At 67.2% G+C, this 19,036-nt stretch carries 22 protein-coding genes; 15 read left to right on the top strand and 7 right to left on the bottom strand.

The genetic code is table 11. The annotated features are described in order from the left end of the window. Positions 1 to 6: 6 nt before the first annotated feature. From NUV79_RS09215 to NUV79_RS09155, 13 genes are all read left to right on the top strand, one after another. Positions 7 to 1,443, top strand: coding sequence for a multicopper oxidase family protein (locus NUV79_RS09215; protein WP_257732779.1), 1,437 nt, complete (start codon positions 7 to 9; stop codon positions 1,441 to 1,443). Positions 1,444 to 1,471: 28 nt separating this feature from the next. Beyond that, positions 1,472 to 1,954 (top strand): cupredoxin domain-containing protein, encoded by a 483-nt coding sequence (locus tag NUV79_RS09210; protein ID WP_257732778.1) that lies wholly within the window; start codon positions 1,472 to 1,474, stop codon positions 1,952 to 1,954. A gap of 25 nt (positions 1,955 to 1,979) precedes the next feature. Continuing rightward, positions 1,980 to 2,258 (top strand): copper-binding protein, encoded by a 279-nt coding sequence (locus NUV79_RS09205; RefSeq protein ID WP_257732777.1) that lies wholly within the window; start codon positions 1,980 to 1,982, stop codon positions 2,256 to 2,258. Beyond that, on the top strand, positions 2,255 to 2,551 hold the full coding sequence (locus NUV79_RS09200; protein WP_257732776.1) for a hypothetical protein: 297 nt from the start codon (positions 2,255 to 2,257) through the stop codon (positions 2,549 to 2,551). Before NUV79_RS09205 ends, NUV79_RS09200 begins: the two co-directional genes overlap by 4 nt. Positions 2,552 to 2,616: 65 nt before the next feature. Then, positions 2,617 to 2,877 (top strand): heavy-metal-associated domain-containing protein, encoded by a 261-nt coding sequence (locus NUV79_RS09195; RefSeq protein ID WP_257732775.1) that lies wholly within the window; start codon positions 2,617 to 2,619, stop codon positions 2,875 to 2,877. Between the two features lie 83 nt (positions 2,878 to 2,960). Next, entirely contained in the window at positions 2,961 to 3,467 is a 507-nt protein-coding gene (locus tag NUV79_RS09190; RefSeq protein ID WP_374679069.1) for a DUF411 domain-containing protein, read from the top strand. Positions 3,468 to 3,608: 141 nt separating this feature from the next. Next, a complete protein-coding gene (locus tag NUV79_RS09185) occupies positions 3,609 to 4,556 on the top strand; it encodes a hypothetical protein (protein WP_257732774.1) in 948 nt (315 codons plus the stop codon). A 29-nt stretch (positions 4,557 to 4,585) separates the two neighbouring features. After that, the gene (locus tag NUV79_RS09180) at positions 4,586 to 5,863 is read left to right on the top strand and encodes an extracellular solute-binding protein (protein ID WP_257732773.1); all 1,278 of its coding nucleotides are present in this window, start codon (positions 4,586 to 4,588) and stop codon (positions 5,861 to 5,863) included. A gap of 108 nt (positions 5,864 to 5,971) precedes the next feature. Beyond that, a complete protein-coding gene (locus NUV79_RS09175; protein ID WP_257732772.1) occupies positions 5,972 to 6,904 on the top strand; it encodes a carbohydrate ABC transporter permease in 933 nt (310 codons plus the stop codon). Next, positions 6,904 to 7,758: a carbohydrate ABC transporter permease gene (locus tag NUV79_RS09170; RefSeq protein WP_257732771.1), complete on the top strand. Its 855-nt coding sequence runs from the start codon at positions 6,904 to 6,906 to the stop codon at positions 7,756 to 7,758. Before NUV79_RS09175 ends, NUV79_RS09170 begins: the two co-directional genes overlap by 1 nt. Continuing rightward, positions 7,755 to 8,438, top strand: a complete 684-nt coding sequence (locus tag NUV79_RS09165) for an N-acetylmannosamine-6-phosphate 2-epimerase (RefSeq protein ID WP_257732770.1) — start codon at positions 7,755 to 7,757, stop codon at positions 8,436 to 8,438. Before NUV79_RS09170 ends, NUV79_RS09165 begins: the two co-directional genes overlap by 4 nt. Further along, a complete protein-coding gene (locus NUV79_RS09160) occupies positions 8,425 to 9,363 on the top strand; it encodes an N-acetylglucosamine kinase (RefSeq protein WP_257732769.1) in 939 nt (312 codons plus the stop codon). Before NUV79_RS09165 ends, NUV79_RS09160 begins: the two co-directional genes overlap by 14 nt. Before the next feature lie 4 nt (positions 9,364 to 9,367). Beyond that, positions 9,368 to 9,967: a histidine phosphatase family protein gene (locus NUV79_RS09155; RefSeq protein WP_257732768.1), complete on the top strand. Its 600-nt coding sequence runs from the start codon at positions 9,368 to 9,370 to the stop codon at positions 9,965 to 9,967. Here NUV79_RS09155 and NUV79_RS09150 read toward each other — a convergent pair. From NUV79_RS09150 to NUV79_RS09125, 6 genes are read right to left on the bottom strand one after another with little or no spacing between them, the layout of a single operon-like run. Further along, entirely contained in the window at positions 9,964 to 10,836 is an 873-nt protein-coding gene (locus tag NUV79_RS09150) for a glucosamine kinase nucleotide-binding domain-containing protein (protein WP_257732767.1), read from the bottom strand. The two genes, NUV79_RS09155 and NUV79_RS09150, sit on opposite strands and share 4 nt — an antisense overlap. Next, on the bottom strand, positions 10,833 to 12,092 hold the full coding sequence (gene murA / locus NUV79_RS09145) for a UDP-N-acetylglucosamine 1-carboxyvinyltransferase (RefSeq protein WP_257732766.1): 1,260 nt from the start codon (positions 12,090 to 12,092) through the stop codon (positions 10,833 to 10,835). Before murA ends, NUV79_RS09150 begins: the two co-directional genes overlap by 4 nt. After that, positions 12,092 to 12,541: a GNAT family N-acetyltransferase gene (locus tag NUV79_RS09140; protein ID WP_257732765.1), complete on the bottom strand. Its 450-nt coding sequence runs from the start codon at positions 12,539 to 12,541 to the stop codon at positions 12,092 to 12,094. Before NUV79_RS09140 ends, murA begins: the two co-directional genes overlap by 1 nt. Continuing rightward, complete coding sequence (locus tag NUV79_RS09135; RefSeq protein ID WP_257732764.1) at positions 12,538 to 13,356, bottom strand: ABC transporter permease; 819 nt, start codon at positions 13,354 to 13,356, stop codon at positions 12,538 to 12,540. The genes NUV79_RS09140 and NUV79_RS09135 overlap by 4 nt, the downstream gene beginning before the upstream one ends. After that, complete coding sequence (locus NUV79_RS09130; protein WP_257732763.1) at positions 13,356 to 14,306, bottom strand: ABC transporter permease; 951 nt, start codon at positions 14,304 to 14,306, stop codon at positions 13,356 to 13,358. Before NUV79_RS09130 ends, NUV79_RS09135 begins: the two co-directional genes overlap by 1 nt. Positions 14,307 to 14,324: 18 nt before the next feature. Then, positions 14,325 to 15,854 carry an ABC transporter substrate-binding protein gene (locus tag NUV79_RS09125; protein ID WP_257732762.1) on the bottom strand — a complete coding sequence of 510 codons (1,530 nt, stop codon included), beginning with the start codon at positions 15,852 to 15,854 and terminating at the stop codon, positions 14,325 to 14,327. Between the two features lie 167 nt (positions 15,855 to 16,021). Between NUV79_RS09125 and NUV79_RS09120 the strand changes: the two genes are divergently transcribed. Continuing rightward, positions 16,022 to 17,125 carry an anhydro-N-acetylmuramic acid kinase gene (locus NUV79_RS09120; protein WP_257732761.1) on the top strand — a complete coding sequence of 368 codons (1,104 nt, stop codon included), beginning with the start codon at positions 16,022 to 16,024 and terminating at the stop codon, positions 17,123 to 17,125. Here the strand turns inward: NUV79_RS09120 and NUV79_RS09115 are convergent. Further along, a complete protein-coding gene (locus NUV79_RS09115; protein ID WP_257732760.1) occupies positions 17,122 to 18,021 on the bottom strand; it encodes a DMT family transporter in 900 nt (299 codons plus the stop codon). The genes NUV79_RS09120 and NUV79_RS09115 overlap by 4 nt on opposite strands. A gap of 74 nt (positions 18,022 to 18,095) precedes the next feature. Here NUV79_RS09115 and NUV79_RS09110 point away from each other — a divergent pair, with 74 nt between their 5' ends. Next, positions 18,096 to 19,022, top strand: coding sequence for an N-acetylmuramic acid 6-phosphate etherase (locus tag NUV79_RS09110; RefSeq protein ID WP_257732759.1), 927 nt, complete (start codon positions 18,096 to 18,098; stop codon positions 19,020 to 19,022). Positions 19,023 to 19,036: the final 14 nt, after the last annotated feature.

Here is a 19,036-nt window from a genome sequence, read left to right as displayed (position 1 = left end):
GCAACAATGACCATGTTATCGCGCAGAGGCTTCATCGGCTCATCCGGGCTCGTGCTCGCCGGGGCAGCGGCCGTCTCAGGCCGCACCGCCTTCGCCGCCGTTCCGGAGGCGCCGACCATGACGGAGGCAACGACGCAGGCGCCGCTCGTGCCGACGACCGGGCCGGACTACCAGCCGGTCGCGACCCTCAACGGCTGGTCGCTGCCCTGGCGGATGAACGGCGACTGGAAGGAGTTCCATCTCGTCGCCGAGCCGGTGGTGCGGGAGCTGGCGCCCGGCATGAAAGCCTATCTCTGGGGCTATAACGGCCAGTCGCCGGGGCCGACCATCGAGGCGGTCGAGGGCGACAAGGTCCGCATCTACGTCACCAACAAGCTGCCGGAGAACACGGCGGTGCACTGGCACGGCCAGCGCCTGCCCAACGGCATGGACGGTGTCGGCGGGCTGACGCAGCCGCATATCCCGCCCGGCAAGACCTTCGTCTACGAGTTCCTGCTGCGGCGCTCCGGCACCTTCATGTACCACCCGCATTCGGACGAGATGGTCCAGATGGCGATGGGCATGATGGGCTTCTTCGTCGTCCATCCCAAAGACCCGGCCTTCCGCCGCGTCGATCGCGATTTCGTCTTCCTGCTCAACGCCTTCGACATCGAGCCCGGCTCCTATGTGCCGCGCGTCGCCGAGATGACCGAGTTCAACATGTGGTGCTGGAACAGCCGCGTGTTCCCGGGGCTCGACCCCTTCGTCGTCGGCAAGAACGACAAGGTCCGCATCCGCTTCGGCAACCTGACCATGACCAACCACCCGATCCATATGCATGGCTACGAGTTCAAGGTCTCGTGCACCGATGGCGGCTGGGTCGACCCGGCTGCGACCTGGGACGAGGTCTCGATCGACGTCGCCGTCGGTCAGATGCGTGCCTTCGATTTCGTCGCCGACGAGCCCGGCGACTGGGCGATCCACTGCCACAAGTCGCATCACACGATGAATGCCATGGGGCATTCGGTGAAGAACTATATCGGTGTGAACAAGAAGGACCTGGCGAAGCGTATCGCGAAGATCGCGCCGGGCTACATGCCGATGGGCTCGAACGGCATGGGCGAGATGGGCTCGATGGAGATGCCCCTGCCCGAGAACACCCTGCCGATGATGAGCGGTCATGCCCAGTTCGGCCCGGTCGAGATGGGCGGCATGTTCTCGGTGGTGAAGGTCCGCGAGGGGCTGGCGAAGAACGACTACAAGGACCCCGGCTGGTTCAAGCATCCCGAGGGAACCGTCGCCTACGAGCTCAAGGGTACGAAGCTCGGCGAGGCGCCGCGCGCGGCATCGCCTGAGGGCGGCGTGAAGGCGGCCGAATGGCGCGCCAGGGACCCGCGCAAGCCGAGCCTCGGGCCGGACGGCAAGCCACGTCCCGCCGCCAAGAGCCCGCATTCCAACCACTGACATGCATGCCCACGATCAGGAGAGGCAGATGAGCACAGCAGCCTTCAAGCTTGCCGCAATCGCGGTCCTTCTTTCAGCGGGTGCGGCACTCGCAGGCCCCGGCGGTGCCGGCCATGGCCATGGCGGGGAGACTGCCTATGGCAAGGCGGGCGATCCGAAGAAACCGGCCCGCATCATCCAGGTCGTGATGAGCGAGCGCGACGGCAAGATGGCCTTCATCCCGGACCGGCTGGAGATCCGCCGCGGCGAGCAGATCCGCTTCCAGCTGCGCAACAATGGCGAGCTCGACCATGAGCTGGTGCTGGCGACGCTGGAGGAGAACCTCAAGCACGCCGTCGAGATGCAGAAGAACCCCGACATGGAGCATGACGATCCGAATGCCAGGCGGCTTGCGCCGAAGAAGACCGGCGAGATCGTCTGGGCCTTCACCAAGGCAGGGGAGTTCGATTTCTCCTGCCTCATCCCCGGCCACCGCGAGGCCGGCATGACCGGCAAGATCATCGTCAAGTGAACGAATTCAGCGAAAGGAGCCTGCCATGCTGAAGACCGCTGCCACCCTTGCCTTCCTGATCGCCGCGCTGCCGGCCGCCGCGCAGTCGGTCAGCGGCACCGTCACCAAGGTCGATGAGGCCCAGGGCAAGCTCACGATCAACCACGGCCCGATCAAGAATCTCGACATGGACGCCATGACCATGGTGTTCAAAGCCGGCGAGCCTGAGATGCTGAAGGGGCTGAAGGCCGGAACCAAGGTCAAGTTCGACGCCGACCGCGTCAATGGCCAGATCACTGTGATCAAGCTCCAGAAGGCGAAGTGACGATATCCAAGAAAGGCGGGTGGCCTCGGCGCACCCGCTTTGATCTCGATGCGGCGATCCTCGTCGGAGCCGTCGTGGCAAGCCCGGCCGCTCTGGCTTCCGATGCCGACCTGCAGAAGGCCCTGCTCGACAGCGGTTGCGCCGCGCCCCGGATCGAGACGGTGCTGCAGCAAGGCGATCTTGTCGCCTATCGCGCCAATTGCCTGGGTACCTCCCACAAGATCATCACCATCGTCTGCAGCAAGGGCCGGTGCAGCCCGGGCCCTTCGAACGGCGATCGCGGCCCTCCGTAAAATGCCGCTTGACCTTCCTACGATGGGAAGGCGCAGGCTCCTGTCATCGCCAGATCGAAAGGATGATGCAGATGTGCTCCTGCCAACAGCATGCGAAGCCGGGAACCGAGGCGGCCGCACCGGCCGAAAATGCCGTGGCCTTCCAGGTCGAGGACATGACCTGCGGCCACTGTGCCGGTCGGATCAAGGGCGCCATCGAAGCCCGCGTGCCGGGAACGTCGGTGACCGCTGATCCCGACAGTAAACGCGTGAGCGTTCTGGGCTCGGCCGACCATGAAGCGATCAAGGCTGCCGTGACCGCGGCGGGCTATACGCCCGACCTTTGACGGCCGGTTGACGCCATGTGGGCCGGTCCTGTGTGATCGGCTCGCACCGCCCGATTGCGGACGGCGTAGATATGAGTGTGAAGATGGAGAGAAACGTCGTGACGCACGGATTTTCGCCAACGCGCCGCGCCTTGATGCTCGGCACGGCCCAGATGGCAGCCGGCTTGATGCTGTGGCGCCCGGCGACCGCTGCCGAGGCCTTGCCGAAGATGACCGTCACGCGCGACCCGAATTGCGGGTGCTGCGGAGCCTGGGTCACGCATGTGAAGGCTGCGGGCTTCCCCGTCGAGGTGATCGAGATCGACGATGTCGCGCCGCTCAAGACGAAGCTCGGCGTGCCCGATGCGCTCGCCTCCTGCCACACCGCGCAGGTCGGCGGCTATGTCGTCGAGGGCCATGTGCCGGCCGAGGCGATCAAGCGCCTGCTGGCCGAGCGCCCCAAGGCGATCGGGCTCGCGGTCGCTGGCATGCCTGTCGGCTCGCCCGGCATGGAGGTCCGGGGTCAGGCACCGGACATTTATGAGGTGACGATCTTCTCGACCGGGCGGCAGAACGTCTTCGCGCGGTACCGGGGGCTTGAACGGAGCTGAACCGCCGCAGGGGTCCGCATCATCGCCACCCTCTCGCCGCTCCGCCAGATTCCGACTTGTGCCGGCTGAACTGGTTCTATATTGGTCTAGGTCAAGGGCGCGGCTCGCGTCAGGCTTGGCAGATCAGGAGCATCCGGGACGGTGCAGGGCGAGGGATGCGCTTCACTATCGGTCGATCGCCGCGCGCCGGTTGCCCATGAGGCCGGCCCTGGCTGGCGCGTGCTCTCGCAGGCCAGCGAACAAGGCAGCGCCGCCTATAACGAGGATATGGCCGGCGTAGCCGGTTCCTGCGCCTGGATCGTCGACGGTTCGGCGTTCTTCAATGGCGCGGCCCGGACCGCCGGTGAATCCGAGGGAGCCTGGTTCGTCCGGCGGATCGATCAGGCATTGCGTGCAAGCCCTCCCGATAGCGTGCCCTTTCCCGTCTGGGCCGAGGGGCTCGAACGGCAGTTGCAACAGGATTATGCCGCGCTCGGGCAGGGGCATCCGGAACGCGAGCCCGGCGAGGGGCCCTCCGCCGTGTTCGGCCTGGTCCGGCTGCGGCGCGAGGGCGGTCGCTGCCGCATCGACGGCGCGGTGATCGGCGATGTCTCGATCCTGATCCGGGACGGCGACCGGCTCGAGCGCTGGACCGATCCTTCTTCCGGTCCTTTCGAGGCCCTGACCATCGCGGCCGCGACCGCGGACGGGCACCGCCCCGGCGAGGTCATCCCCGCCGCTGCGTTGGCGCAGGTCCTGCGCAACCGGCGTTCGCTCAACCGGCCGGGTGGCTATTGGGCCGCCAATCCCGGTCTGAGCTGGACGGCGGGCCTGCGTCTGTTCTCGACTGAGGTCTCGTCGGAAGCGACCGTGCTGCTTGCTTCCGACGGCTTCATGCGCCTCGTCGATGTCATCGCGCATCACGACGAGGCCGGGCTGATGGACGCGGTGGCGCGCGCGGGTGCGGCCGGAGCCATCGCCGAATTGCGCCAGCTGGAAGGCGCTGATCCGGAGGCTGAGCGCTACAGGCGCGTCAAGATCCATGACGATGCCACCGCTCTGGTCGTGAGACCGAAGCTGAGCGACACCGAGATCGAAAAGTCGTCATAAGACGATCAGGACAACGAGGGAGAATGACAATGTTGGCGGGAATTCAGACCAAATCCATCGTCAGGCGGACGTTCGGAAAGCTGGCGCTCACGCTGTTCGCGGCTGCGACGGCTTTCGCCGCGCCGGCACGAGCGCAGACCCAGGACCTCACCCTGTGGAGCTGGCGCCAGGAGGACAAGGCGGCCTATGCCAAGTTCATCGCCGCGTTCCGCAAGCAGCATCCCGACATCAACGTGAAGTTCGAGGCCTTCGAGGCCGCGAACTACAACACCGTGCTGTCGACGGCGCTCGCCGGTGGCACGGGGCCGGACATTGTCCAGGTGCGCGCCTATGGCACGCTCGGCGTCGGCAAGCCCGACTATCTCGTGCCGCTCGACAAGACGATGATCCCGGAATTCGCGAACTTCCCGGATTCGGCGATCGCGGCCGAGACGATGCGGGCCGACGGCAAGCTCTACGCGGTGCCGCTGGCATCGCAGACCATGCTGATCATCTACAACAAGGAGCTGTTCGAGAAGGCCGGCGTGACCCCGCCGGACACCTGGGACGAGCTCGTCAGCGTCTCCAAGACGCTGAAGGAAAAGGGTATCAATCCCTTCGGCAACGGCACGGCGACGGCCTGGCAGAACGAGACCATCGTCGGCGCGCTGCTCTCCTCGCAGATCGGCAAGCAGTTCGAGCAGGACGTGCTCGCCGGAAAGGCCGATTTCACCGATGCCCGCTTCGTCGGCGCGCTGACCAAGCTCAACGAGATCAAGGATTATTTCGCGCCGAACTTCTCGGGCGTCGATTATGCGGCGTCGCAGCAGCTCTTCGCGGCCGGCCGGGCGGCGATGTTCGCGGGCGGCTCCTTCGAGATCGCCAATTTCCTGCGCCAGAACCCCAAGCTGAAGCTCGGTCTCTTCCCGTCGCCGGTTGCCAAGGCCGGCGATCCGCGGCTGGTCGCGCTTTACTATGACGGCGGCTTCGCGATCAACGCGGCGTCGAAGAACAAGGACGCGGCGCTGAAGTTCCTGCGCTTCCTCGGCACGTCCGAATTCGGCACGGCCTTCTCGAACGACCTGCAGAACATCTCACCGATCAAGGGCGTGGCTTTCGAGAACCCGCTGTTGAAGGAGGTCGCGGCGCTGAACCAGAGCGCGATGTCCTACATCATGCTGGTCAATTTCCGCTATCAGGAGCCGACCGGCTCGGTGCTGCTGCAGTCGGGCGTGCAGAAGATGCTCGCCGGCAAGGCGACGCCGGCGGAAATCGGCGCCGAGATCACCAAGGGCATCGCGACCTACTACGCACCCTTCAAGAAGTAAGCGCGACAGCGGCGGCGCTCGCCTGACGCTCACGGCCCCTGTTGCCGTGAGCGCTGGCTTCGTGCAGCCGCAGTTCGCCTCGCCGGCGCATCCCGAGGGCCAGAGCCGATGCAGACGGATTACCGAAATCGCGAGAAGCGCAGGCGTGCGGCCTGGATCGCCTTCCTGATCCTGCCGCCGCTCGCGATCATGCTGACCTTCGTGGTCTGGCCGCTGCTCTCGGCCCTGAGCGCCGCCTTCTATCGCTGGGACGGCATGGCGCAGGGCGAGTTCGTCGGCCTGAAGAACTTCGCCGACGTGCTGTTCGGCGATCATTTCGCGGCGATGACCTGGCGCGCCTTCCGCCACAACCTCTTCGTCTTCTTTTCGCTCTTCGTCGTGCAGAACAGCGTCGGCTTCCTGCTCGCCTGGTTCATCTATCGCGAGCCCTTCGGCTTTCGCTTCCACCGCATCGCGATCTTCATGCCGGTGATCCTCTCGACCGTGCTGGTCGGCTTCCTGTGGAAGCTGTTCCTCGATCCGAATTTCGGGCTGGTGAACCAGCTGCTCGAGATGATCGGGCTGGGCCAACTGCGCCAGCCCTGGCTCGGACAGGAGACGACGGCGCTGCCGGCGCTCGTGCTCGCGAATGCCTGGCACTGGATCGGCTTTCCGGCGCTGGTCTATCTCGCCGGCATGCAGCGCATCCCGCGCGAGATCCTCGAAGCCGCCAAGCTCGACGGCTGCAATGGCTGGCAGATGCTGACCCGCGTGGTCTGGCCGCTGGTGACGCCCTCGACCACGATCACGCTGACGCTGCTCTTCATCGGCGCCTTCAACTGGTTCGAGCTGCCCTATATCATGGCGGGGCTGGACGGCTCGCCCTATGGCTCGACCGACGTTCTCGGCCTGTATTTCTACCGCACCGCTTTCGGCAACCAGACCGCCGGGCTGCAGGATTTCGGGCACGGCAATGCGCTGGCCGTGCTGATGTTCATGTTCATCGCGGTGGTCGCGACGGTCATCACCCAATACCTGCGCCGGCGGGAGGTCGCGCTGTGATGTTCCGTGCCGCCAGCAACGACCCGCTCTTTCCGCGCAGCAGCACTGGGAGCCTGATCGCTGCCGCGCTCCTGATCGGCAATTCCGTGCTGATGCTCTATCCGATCGTCATCATGGTCTTCTCGGCCTTCAAGACGACGCCGGAAATCTTCGATGCGCCCTTCGCCGTGCCGGATTTCGCCTATGTCGAGAATTTCGCACGGATCTGGGGCGAGACCAGTCTTCCCAGCTATTTCGTCAACTCGGTCATCATCACCGGGACGTCGATCCTGCTGACGCTGCTCTTCGGTACGATGGGAGCCTATGGGTTGGCGCGCTACAGCTTCCCTGGCAATTCGGCGATCTTCATGTTCTTCCTGGCCGGGCTGATGCTGCCGCTGAAGCTCGCGGTGATCCCGCTCTTCCTGCAGATGCGCGACTTCGGATTGCTCGACACCCGGCTCGGCCTGATCCTGATTTACACGGCGATGGGCCTGCCCTCGACCATCTTCATCATGACCGGGTTCCTGCGCACGCTGCCGGTCGAGCTGGAGGAGGCCGCGCGCATCGACGGTGCCTCCGAGCCCCGCATCATGCTCTCGATCATGCTGCCGCTCTCGATCCCGCCGATGGTGATCGCGGCGATCCAGAACGCGGTCCCGACCTGGAACGACTTCTTCTTCCCACTGGTCTTCATCCAGACCGACGCCCGCAAGACGCTGCCGCAGGGCCTCTCGGTTTTCATGGGCGAATACACCACCGACTGGGGCATGCTCTTCGCGGGCCTCACCATCGCCGCGCTGCCGCTGACCATCGTCTACATCCTGATGTCCAGGCAGTTCATCCGCGGCATGACCGCCGGAGCGGTGAAGTGACGGTCGAAGCCTTGATCCCCCGCCGCAGCCTTGCCGTCTCCTGTCAGGCGCGGGCCGACAATCCCCTGCACGGGCCCGCCTTCATGGCGGCGATGGCGCAGGCGGCCGAGCAGGGCGGGGCGCTCGCCTTTCGCGCCAACGGTCCGGCCGATATCGCCGCGATCCGTGCCGTGAGCCGCCTGCCGATCATCGGCATCCTCAAGCGCTGGGACGACCGGTTCCCGGTCTATATCACGCCGGATTTCGCCAGCGCCGCAGCGATCTCCGTTGCCGGCGCCGACATCATCGCGGTGGATGCCACCGCGAGGGCGCGCGACGGCGAACCGCTGGAGCGGTTGATCGCCCGCATTCGCGATGAGCTGGGCAAGCCGGTCTTCGCGGATTGTGCGACGCTGGAGGATGGCGTGCGGGCGGCTACGCTGGGCGCGAGCTATATCGCGACGACGCTCTCCGGCTATACGCCGGAGACGGAAGGGCGGAAGGCGCTCGGTCCCGACATCGCCCTGATCGAGGCCCTCGCGAAGGCCGTTTCCGTGCCGATCATCGCCGAAGGGCGCTTCGAGCAGCCGGAGCAACTGGAGCGCGCGTTCACGGCCGGCGCGCATGCCGTCGTCGTCGGCACGGCGATCACCAATCCCCGCGAGATCACCCGCCGCTTTGTTCGTCATGCCGGTGCCTGAGGACGATTTCGGGCTCGGCATCGAGACGGGCGGAACCGGCTCGCGCTGGTGCCTCTCCGCTCCCTCGGGCGCGGTCGTTGCGCGCGGCGAATTGGAGCCGATGACCGGCCATGTCTTCACGCAAACCGAGCGTGACAGGGTCGCGGGCATCTTCACAAGGCTAGCGGCCGATCTCAATGGCATTGGCAGGCCGGCGGCTATCGTCGCGGGCGTGACCGGCCTCGGGCCGGAAAGCATCGTCCGGGCCGTGTTCTCCGAAATCCTGGCGACGGCGTTCGGATGCCCTGAGGACAAGATCCTCGTGGTCGACGACATGTGGCTGGGCTATCGCGCCCGCTTTGAGCCCGGTGAGGGCATCATCGTCTATTCCGGCACGGGCTCGATCGGTTATCATCTCAGCGCCGAGGGCGAGATCATCCGGGCCGGCGGGCGCGGCGTGCTGATCGACGATGGCGGTTCTGCTGCCTGGATCGCGGCCGAGGCCCTGTGCCGTTTGCTGCGCCGCGAGGACGAGGCTTCCGGTTCGGGCTGGGACAGCGCGCTTGGGTATGCGCTCGCGCAGGCGCTGGGTGGAGGCTCATGGGATGCCGTGCGCACCCATGTCTATGGCGGCGATCGCGGCAGCCTCGGCCTGCTGGCGCGTTCGGTTGCCGTGGCGGCGGAAGCAGGCGATCCGATGGCCCTCGACATCTTCACGCAAGCTGGCGAGGAGCTGGCACGGCTCGCGCTGGCACTGAGAGCGCGCGCCGGCTCCAAGCCGGTCGTCCTCTGCGGCCGCGCCGCGACGCTCTCACCGCTGATCGCCCAGCGCTTCCGGGCGCTGGTGGCGCCGCCGGTCGCGCTGGACGAGATGCTGGTCGATGTGCCCGGTTGTGCCGCCCGTCTGGCCTGTGAGCTTGCTCACGCAAATGAGAAGCGGTTCTAATATCATGGCGATCGTCTATTTCGTCACCCATCCTGAAGTCATCGTCGATCCGCAGGTCCCAGTGCCGGATTGGGGCTTGTCGCCCGTCGGCTGGAAGCGCGTCGAAGCCTTTTGCCAGAGGCCGGAGTTGGCTGGTGTAACGGACGTCTTCACCAGCGACGAGCGCAAGGCGATGGATTGTGCCGCAGCCTTGCAGCGCGCTCGTGGCCTACCCTTCACCACACACGAAGACCTGCGCGAGAACGACCGCTCGGCTACCGGCTATGTCGCGCCGCCGCGCTTCTGGGAGATCGTCGACCAGTTTTTCGGGGAGCCGGATACCAGCGTTCTCGGCTGGGAGACGGCGCGGGATGCGCAGGCGCGTATCAAGGCTGGCGTCGCCGCCTGCATCGCGGCGCGAAGCGGCACGGGCGATCTCGTGATCTTCGCGCATGGCGGCGTCGGCACGCTGCTGCTCAGCGACCTCCGTGGCGAGCCGATCTCGCGCCGACACGGTCAGCCCATCGCTGGCGGCGGTTGCTACTTCGCCTTCGATAGGGAGAGCCGCGCCCTGCATCACGGCTGGCGCGACATCGTCCCCGAAGGAGCTGGCGCCGCGTCCTAGGCCTTCGGCCGAACCAGCGAGAGCGCCCCGGCGATCGCGTCGTTCTTCACATGCGACAGCCGGCGCCGGACATCGGGCGCAAGCCAGGCCTCCATTGCCGAGGATAGGCCGCCGATCAGCGCTACGCGCGGCACGCCGCGCTCGAACAACGTACGCACCATCGCGTCGATCATCGCGGCGGCGTTCTGCATGATCATGCGGGCATGGGAATCGCCGAGATCGGCATGGCGCAGCACCAGCGGCGCCAGCGTCGCGTAGTCGGTGGCATGGGCCTTGTCCATCCAGGCGATGACCTCGAAGGGATCGGCCTCGAAGCGCGCCAGCACATCCCCAGTGAAGCGCGTCGCCGGCTCGCGCCCGTCATGAGCGCGCAGCGAGACGCGGATGGCGGCGAGGCCAAGATCGGCGCCGCTGCCCTCGTCGCCGATCGGAAAGCCGTAGCCGCCGATGCGGATTTCCTCGCCATTCACCCGGGCGAGCCCGATCGAGCCGGTGCCGATGATGACGATGCCGCCGTCCTCGCCGGCATGCGCGCCGAGGCAGGCGGCCAGGCCGTCGCTCTCGAAGACGGTTTCAGCGAAGGGTGTCTCCCAGGCGGCGAGCGCCTCCTGCATGCCCTTGCGCCCGATGCCGGCAAGGCAGATGCCGGCATGGACGCGTGCGAAGTCGACCTCGGTGAGGTCGGCCTCGGCGATCGCGCCGCGCGCAGCCTGCATCACGGCGGCGAGTGAGGTTTCGAGCCCGAGCCGGAGCGAGGCCGGGCCGGCAATGCCGGAGCCCAGCACTTCGCCGGTTGCGGTTTCGAGACGGCAGCGGCAGCCGGTGCCGCCGCCATCGACGCCGAGATAGAGATCGGCTGGCACGCTCATGCTGGTACCCGCTCGATATCGGCGCCGCAGCGCTTGAGCTTGCGGTCGAGCGCCTCATAGCCACGGTCGAGATGGTAGATGCGGCTGACCACGGTCTCGCCCTCGGCGACGAGCCCGGCCAGCACGAGGCTGACTGATGCGCGCAGGTCGGTCGCCATCACCGGCGCCGCCTTCAGCTTGGTGACGCCGCGCACGGTCGCGCTGGTGCCCTTCAGCGTGATGTCGGCGCCGAGCCGGACCAGTTCCGGCACATGCATGAAGCGGTTCTCGAACACCGTCTCGCGGATCAGCGAGGTGCCGTCCGCGACGCTCATCAGCGCCATGAACTGCGCCTGCAGATCGGTCGAGAAGCCGGGATAGGCCTGGGTCATGATGTCGATGCCGGTGAGCCGGCCGGGGCGCGTCACCATCAGGCCGCGGTCGCTCGGCCAGAGCCGGACGCCGGCCGCTTCCAGCGCCTCGCCGACGGCGGCGAGATGTTCGAGCCGCGCGCCGACCAGCTCCAGCTCTCCGCCGGTGATCGCAGCAGCGACCGCATAGGTGCCGGCCTCGATCCGGTCGGCGACGATCTGATGGGTCGCGGGCGACAGGCTCTGCGCGCCCTGGACCAGCAGACGGTGGCTGCCGATGCCCTCGATCCTGACGCCCATCGCCGTGAGGCAACGGGCGAGGTCGAGTACCTCCGGCTCCTTGGCGGCGTTGACGATCTCGGTCTCGCCCTTGGCGAGGCTTGCCGCCAGCAGCGCGGTTTCGGTCGCGCCGACCGAGGAGAACGGGAAGACGATCCGCACGCCGCTCAGGCCTCGCGGCGCCCTGGCCTCTATATAGCCGCCGGCTACGTCGATCTCGGCGCCGAGCGCTTCGAGTGCCTTGATGTGGAGGTCGACCGGCCGGGCGCCGATGGCGCAGCCGCCCGGCAGCGAGACGCGCGCCTCGCCGAAGCGCGCCACCAGCGGCCCGAGCACGAGAATGGTCGCGCGCATCTTGCGGACGGTGTCGTAGCTCGTTTCGCGCGGCCCGGCTTTGGCGGCGTCGAGCGTCAAGGCATCGGCGGCGCGGCCGGAGAAGGCGACGCCATAGCCTTCGAGCAAGGCCTGCATGGTCTTGACGTCGACGACATCGGGCAAGTTGCGCAGGGTCAGCGGCTTGTCCGAGAGCAGGGCCGCGGCAAAGGCCGGCAGCGCCGCATTCTTCGCGCCGCGGATCTCGACCGTGCCGGACAGCCTCTGGCCGCCCCGGATCAGGAGTTTGTCCATCAGCCTTGTCTCCGTGCCGGAATCATCGGCTTCTCATAGCGCAGGAAGCGATGCGTTGCGCCGGCGAACTCGCGCTCGTAGTCGCGCACCGCCTGCCAGCCCGCCCGCTCGTAGAAACGCCGCGCGCCTTCGTTGGTGGCGAAGACTTCGAGCGATCGAGCGCCATGAGCCTCGGCATGTGCCAGCAGCGCGGCGCCATGACCTTGGCCGGTCTCGGCGGCGAAGAGCATGGCGATATGCCCGTCCTTGACCAGCAGCACGCCGCGCACGCCGTCCGCATCGAGGACGGTCAGGTCAGCCAGTTCGCGAGCGAAGCGCGTTTCGAAATGCGCTTGGTCGAAATCGAGCGCGGCATCGCCCATGATCGGCCGGAAATGCGTGGCATAGGCCTGCGCCATCAGCGCGGCGGCCGGCGCGATATCGGCCGTGACCGCCCTGCGGATGATCACGACTGGCCCCTGAGCCGCGGATCGAGCTCGTCGCGCAGGGCATCCCCGAGCAGGTTGAAGCCGAGCGAGAGCAGGAGGATGCCGAGCCCGGCGAAGATCGCGTTCCAGGGCGAAAGCAGCACGAAATTGCGCCCTTCCGCCAGCATCAGACCGAGCGAGGGCGTCGGCGGCTGGGTGCCGAGCCCGAGGAAGGAAAGCGAGGCCTCGACCAGGATCGCGGCCGAGAGCAGCAGCGAACTCTGCACCAGGATGACCGAGGCGAGATTGGGCAGGATATGGCGCAGCATGATCCTGAGATCGGTCGCGCCGATCGAGCGGATGCCGGCGACGAAATCGCTCTCGACCAGCACCATCGCGGGACCCCGGATCAGGCGCGCGAAGATCGGCACATAGACCACGGCGATGGCGATCGCGGCGCTTTCCGTGCGCGGGCCGAGCATGGCGATGATGCCGATCGCCAATAACATCACCGGGAAAGCGAAGAGGATATCCATCGCCCGCATGATGATGCGGTCCCACCAGCCGCGGTAGAAGGCGGCGAGCAGGCCGAGGCTGCCGCCGATCACGAGCGCGAGCCCGACCGCGATGCCGCAGGCGACCAGCGCCGTGCGGTAGCCGTAGAGGATGCGCGAGAGGATATCGCGGCCGAGATGGTCGGTGCCGAGCCAATGCGCGAGGCTCGGCCCCTTCATCCGGGCGACGATGTCCTGCGCCAGCGGGTCATAGGGCGCTACCCAGGGCGCTGCGAGCGCCAGCACGATCTGCAGGACGACGAAGATGCCGGCGACGACGGCGATGCGGCGGCTCTGGCTCATCAGGCCGTCCTCAAGCGAGGATCGATCAGCGCGTAGGCGAAGTCGACGAGGGCGTTGACCAGCACGAAGCCGACCGTGACGACGAGGATCGTGGCCTGGACCAGTGGATAATTGCGCTCGGCGATGGCGCCGAGGATCAGGCGGCCGAGGCCGGGGATCGAGAAGACCTGCTCGACCACGATCGCGCCGCCGAGGAGATAGCCGGTCATGATGCCGACACTGGTGACGAAGGGGATCAGTGCATTGCGCAAGGCATGCCGGTAGAGCACGGCGCGCTCGCCCAGTCCCTTGGCGCGGGCGGTGCGGATATAGTCCTGGCCCAGCGCATCGAGCATGGCGGTGCGCACCAGCCGCGAGAGATTGGCCAGGATCGGCAGTGCCAGTGCGATCGCCGGCAGCAGCAGTCGCTGGAGATTGCCGAGCGGGTCCTCGCTGAACGGGACGTAGCCGAGCGAGGCGAAGCTCGGCGCCAGCGTCGCGACTGTCATCAGCATGACGATGCCGAGCCAGAAGGAGGGGATGGTGAGCCCGGCGATGGCACCGACACGCAGGACTAGATCGGCCCGGCCGCCGCGCCAATGCGCCATCAGGCAGCCGACCGGGATCGCGAGCCCCGCGCCGAGCACGAGCGAAAACAACGTGAGCTGGAGCGTCGGCCAGATCTGGGCCGCGATCTCCTGCATCACCGGGCGCCCGGTCCAGATCGAGGTGCCGAAATCGCCGCGCAGGGCTTGGCTGAGCCAGACCCAGTATTGCTCCAGCAGGGGCCGGTCGAGCCCGAGCGCGCCGCGCATCGCGGCGATGCGCTCCGGCGTCACCTCGGTATTGGCGCCGAGCATGATCGCCACCGCGTCGCCCGGGATCAATCGGATCATCAGGAAGACGATCACGGAGATCCCGAACAGCACGATCAGGAGGTCGAGGCCGCGCTGCAGCAGGTGACGGAGCATGCCTCGACCTTTGCTAGCTCAGCGCAGGCTGGCGCGGCCGAGCGAGACCAGCGAGCGGTTGGCGTAGATGTCGTAGCCCTGCAGATTGCCGCGCACCGCGCTGAACAGCGTGGGATAGGCGATATGCGCTGCCGGTCCCGTGCAGCCCAGGATCTTCTGCGCGTCGCGATAGGCAGCCTGTCGCGCCGGCTTGTCCAGCGTCGCGCGGCCCTTGTCGAGCAGCGCGTCGAGCTCCGGGTTGCTGTACTTGAACACGTTGGTCGAGCCGCCGGTGCGGAAGGCGCGGTAGAAATAATCGTCCGGCTCGATGCTGCCGGCATTGGTCGAGGCGAAGAGGTCGAAATTCGAGTTGCGCCAGTCCTGCACGAACTGGCCGAGCTCGGGGTTCTTCAGCTCGACCTTGAAGCCAGCCTTGCCGAGTTGCTGCTGCACGACCTGCGCGATGTCGCGGATATCCTGGCGCGGCAGCACGGTCATGCTGACCGTAACCGGGGTCGCGACGCCGGCCTCCTTGAGCAGGGCCTGCGCCTTGGCCGGATCATAGGCGTAGCAGGGCAGGTCCTTCACATCGACGGCCCAGTCTTTCAGCACGGCCGGGAGCGGAGCTGCCGGCGTGCCGCTGCCGAACAGCGCGGCATCGATGATCTCCTTGCGGTTCAGCGCGTAGTTCAGGGCCTCGCGCACCTTCGCGTTGTCGAAGGGCGGCTTCGACGTGTTCATGCCGATCAGCGTGTAGGCGAGTTCGGTCGTCTCTCGCATGGCAATGTTCGGCTTGCCCTTGAGCTGGAGCGCGGTCGCCGCATCGGTATGCGGCAGGAGCGCGAACTGGCCGTTGCCGATACCGACCTGACGGGTCGCCGCTTCCGGCACGAAGTTGAACTTCACGCCCGCGAGCTTGACCTCGGCGGCGTTCCAGTAGCCGGCATGCCTGGCGAGGCGGATGAAGCCGTTCGGCTGCCATTCCTCGAACTTGAACGGACCGGTGCCGATGGGCGCACGCTGCAACGCGTCCTTGTTGCCCTCCAGCCCGCGCGGCACGATGGCGATGCCGGTGAGCGAGGCGAGCAGCGGCGCGGAGGGCTCCTTGAGCTTCAACTCCAGCGTCGTCGCATCGATGGCGGTCGCGCTCTCCATCGCGGAGAGGCGGCTGGCGAGCGGCGAGCCGACATCCTTCGACAGGACGCGGCGCAGCGACGAAGCGACATCCTCAGCCTCCATCGGCTTGCCGTCATGGAAGGTGACGCCGGGCCGCAGCTTGAAGATCACCGTCTTGCCGTCGGCCGAAGCGGTCCAGGACTGGGCCAGCCCCGGGATGATGTTGAGGTCCTTGTCGAGCGCGGTGAGGCCCTCGTAGATCGGGCCGAACACCAGTTGCGACGAGGCGAAGGCGGTGACGATATGCGGGTCGAGCCCCGCGGGCGAGGCCTCGACGGCGACTTCGAGCACCTGCGCCGAAGCGGTGCCGGCGAGCAGGACGAAGGCTGCCGCGGCGACGCTGCAGCGCAAGGCGCGGCGCAGCCCGAAGCCTGGCTTCACGACATGTTGCATGATCACCCCTCCAGATGATGAGACGGCGCCTTTGGCCGGCGCTCGCGCAGGTTCTTATCCTATATGGACCACTTATGGACCAATCTGGACAAGGCTTAGCCGATCGCCTAGAGCCGGTGCAAGCCTCGCGGCAGCTTCGCGCGAGGTTGCAGGGGAGCGAAGCGGCGATGCGTGACCTCGATAAGCCGGTGCTGACGGCGATCGGCGTGATCAGCGGGACCTCGATGGATGGCATCGATGTCTCGATCGTCGAGAGCGACGGCCGCGAGCAGCTCGGCTTCGGCGCCGGTGCCTCTTATCCCTATCCGCCCGAAACCCGTCGCGCGCTGCAGGCGCTGATCGCCGAGGCCGAGCGCGCGGTGACGGAACCGCTGCAGGAGCTGGAAGCGGCCGTGACTGCGGCCCATCTCGATGCCATCAGGCAATTCATGGCGGAGCAGGGGGTCAAGCCGGAGAGCGTCGATCTTGTCGGCCTGCACGGGCAGACCGTCTATCATCGCCCCGAAATCCGCTTCACGCGCCAGCTGATGGACGGGCCTGCCGTGGCGCGCGCGCTCGGCATCCCGACCGTCGACCGTTTCCGCCATGCCGATGTCGAGGCCGGCGGCGAAGGCGCGCCCTTCGCGCCGCTCTATCACCGTGCGCTGGCCCAGGGACTGGAGCAGCCCGTGATGGTGCTCAACCTCGGCGGGGTCGGCAATGTCACCTATATCGATGGTGACGAGGTGATCGCCTTCGATACCGGCCCGGCCAGCGCGATCCTCGACGATTTCGTCCTGCGCCGCCTCGGCAAGACCTATGACGCCGATGGCGTGCTGGCGGCTAGCGGGACGGTGCGCGAGGACCTCGTCGCCGAATTCATGGTCAATCCCTATTTCGACCGCCCGGCGCCCAAATCGCTGGACCGCAACGATTTCCATCGCCGTGCGCAGGTCGTCGAAGCGCTTTCCGATGCCGATGGCGCGGCGACGCTCGCGGCTTTCACGGTCGAGAGCGTGGTCGATGCGCTGCGGCATGTGCCGAAGGCGCCGCGGCGTTGGCTCGTCACCGGCGGCGGGCGCCTCAACGGCCACTTCATGCGCCGCCTGCAGGCACGCCTCGGCGTGCCGGTCGAGCCGGTCGAGGCGGCCGGCTGGGCCGGCGACGTCATCGAGGCGCAGACCTTCGGCTATCTCGCGATCCGCTCGGTGAAGGGCTTGGCCCTCAGCCTGCCCGGCACGACCGGCGTGCCGCAGCCCCTGACCGGCGGGCGGCTGAACCTTCCGGCCTAGCGCCTGAGCAGCCAGCAGGCGCCGATGATGAGCGCGGCGCCAAGCAGGGAGTGCGGCGTCGGCATTTCCGCGAAGAAGACGAGGCCGATCAGGATCGCCCAGATCAGCCCGGTATATTCGACCGCGACCAGGCGGCTGGCCTCACCCCGCGCGAAGGCGAGCGCCAGCGCGACATGGCCGGCAAGGCCGAGCGCGCCAATCAGGATGAGGGCCGGCCAGTCGGCAGGCGCGATCGGCGCCCAGAACAGCGCGGCCGGCAGAGCAAGCAGGGCTGCGGGGATCGCCGACTGGAACAGCGCGATCGTCAAGGGCGGGTCGCCGCGCTTGGCCCTCTGGCGCAGCAGCACGATGGAGAGCGCGTAGGCCACGGCGCAGCCGAGCACAGCGGCAATTCCAAGAGCCCGCTCCGGCGCGATCGTCGCGAGGCTGAAGCCGCCGGCCGTCACCAGGACACCGATGAAGCCGAGCGCCAGCGCGACATAGACCAGCGGCTTCGGCCGCTCGCCAAGCAGCGGGATCGCGATGAGCGCGACCAGCAGCGGCGCGATGAAGGAGATGATGAAGACCTCTGCCAGCGGCAGCACGGCGAGCCCGTAGAAGAAGCCGAGCGTCGACAGCACGACCAGTACCCCGCGCAGCAGATTGCCGGTGACGACGCCGCGGTCCGGCAGCGGCGCGCGCAGGGCGAGGAAGAGCAGGGCGCCCATCGCGGCCGTCACCGCGAAGCGCAGGAAGGTGAGATGCAAGGCGCTGTAGCGCGGCGAAAGCGCCTTCACGACGCCGTCCATCACTGTGAGCAGGGCAATTCCGGCGAGGCCGAGCAGGAAGGGCGAGACATTGGCGGTCAGGCGTGCGGCGCGAGCTGGAAGGGAAATCGGCGGTTCTGGTTGCGACATGGCTTCCCTGTCCGCTTCCGGCTTGCTACTGGGCTAAAGTGGACTTAATTTGGTCTGGTCACAAGAGGCTGTTCATGGCGACCGAAGATGTCAGCGCGCGCTTTCAGGATCTCGATGCCTGGGGCGATCTCGATATCCTGAAGGCGCTCTACGAGGGGCAACTCGCGGCTGTCGCGGCGATCGCGACCTCATTGCCGGCGATCGCCGAGGCCGTTGCTGCCGCGGTGCCGCGGCTCGAGGCGGGCGGGCGCCTGATCTATGCCGGCGCCGGCACCTCCGGGCGCATCGGCGTGCAGGACGGCGCGGAACTGACACCGACCTTCGACTGGCCGGAAGAGCGCCTCGGCTTCGCCATCGCGGGCGGCGATGAGGCGATCCTGCACGCGGTCGAGAATGCCGAGGATTCGGTCGATGACGGCACCGAGGCGATGCGCCGCGCGAATATCGGCGCGAACGACGTCGTCATCGGCCTCGCCGCCAGCGGCCGCACGCCCTATACGCTCGCGGCGATCGGCGAGGCGAAGGCGCGCGGTGCGTTGACGCTCGGCGTCGCCAATAATCGCGGCTCGGCCCTGCTGCGCACCGCCGATCTCGGCATCCTCATCGAAACCGGCGAGGAGGTCGTTGCCGGCTCGACGCGGATGAAGGCGGGCACGGCGCAGAAGATCGTGCTCAACCTGTTCTCGACCCTGCTGATGATCCGGCTGGGCCGTGTCTATCGCGGATTGATGGTCCATATGCGGGCCACCAACGCCAAGCTCAGGCACCGAGCCGCCGAGATGGTCGACATGATCACCGGTTGCGGCATCGAGGCGGCAGCCCGGCATCTCGACCGCGCTCGCGGCGACGTGAAGCGGGCGGCCTTGCTGGCCAGCGGCGCCGATACTGCCCAGGCTGAAACCCTGCTAACGCGCCATCGCGGCAATCTACGCCTCGCGCTCGTCGATCTCGGTTCCGGGTCGGCGGCGGAGGCGCCGGTTCGGCCCAAGGCGGTGCCGTGAGCGAGGCCGGGTCC

The organism is Allobosea sp. 47.2.35, assembly GCF_024655635.1.
GTDB lineage: Bacteria > Pseudomonadota > Alphaproteobacteria > Rhizobiales > Beijerinckiaceae > Allobosea.
This window is presented reverse-complemented; position numbering and strand designations above follow the sequence as displayed.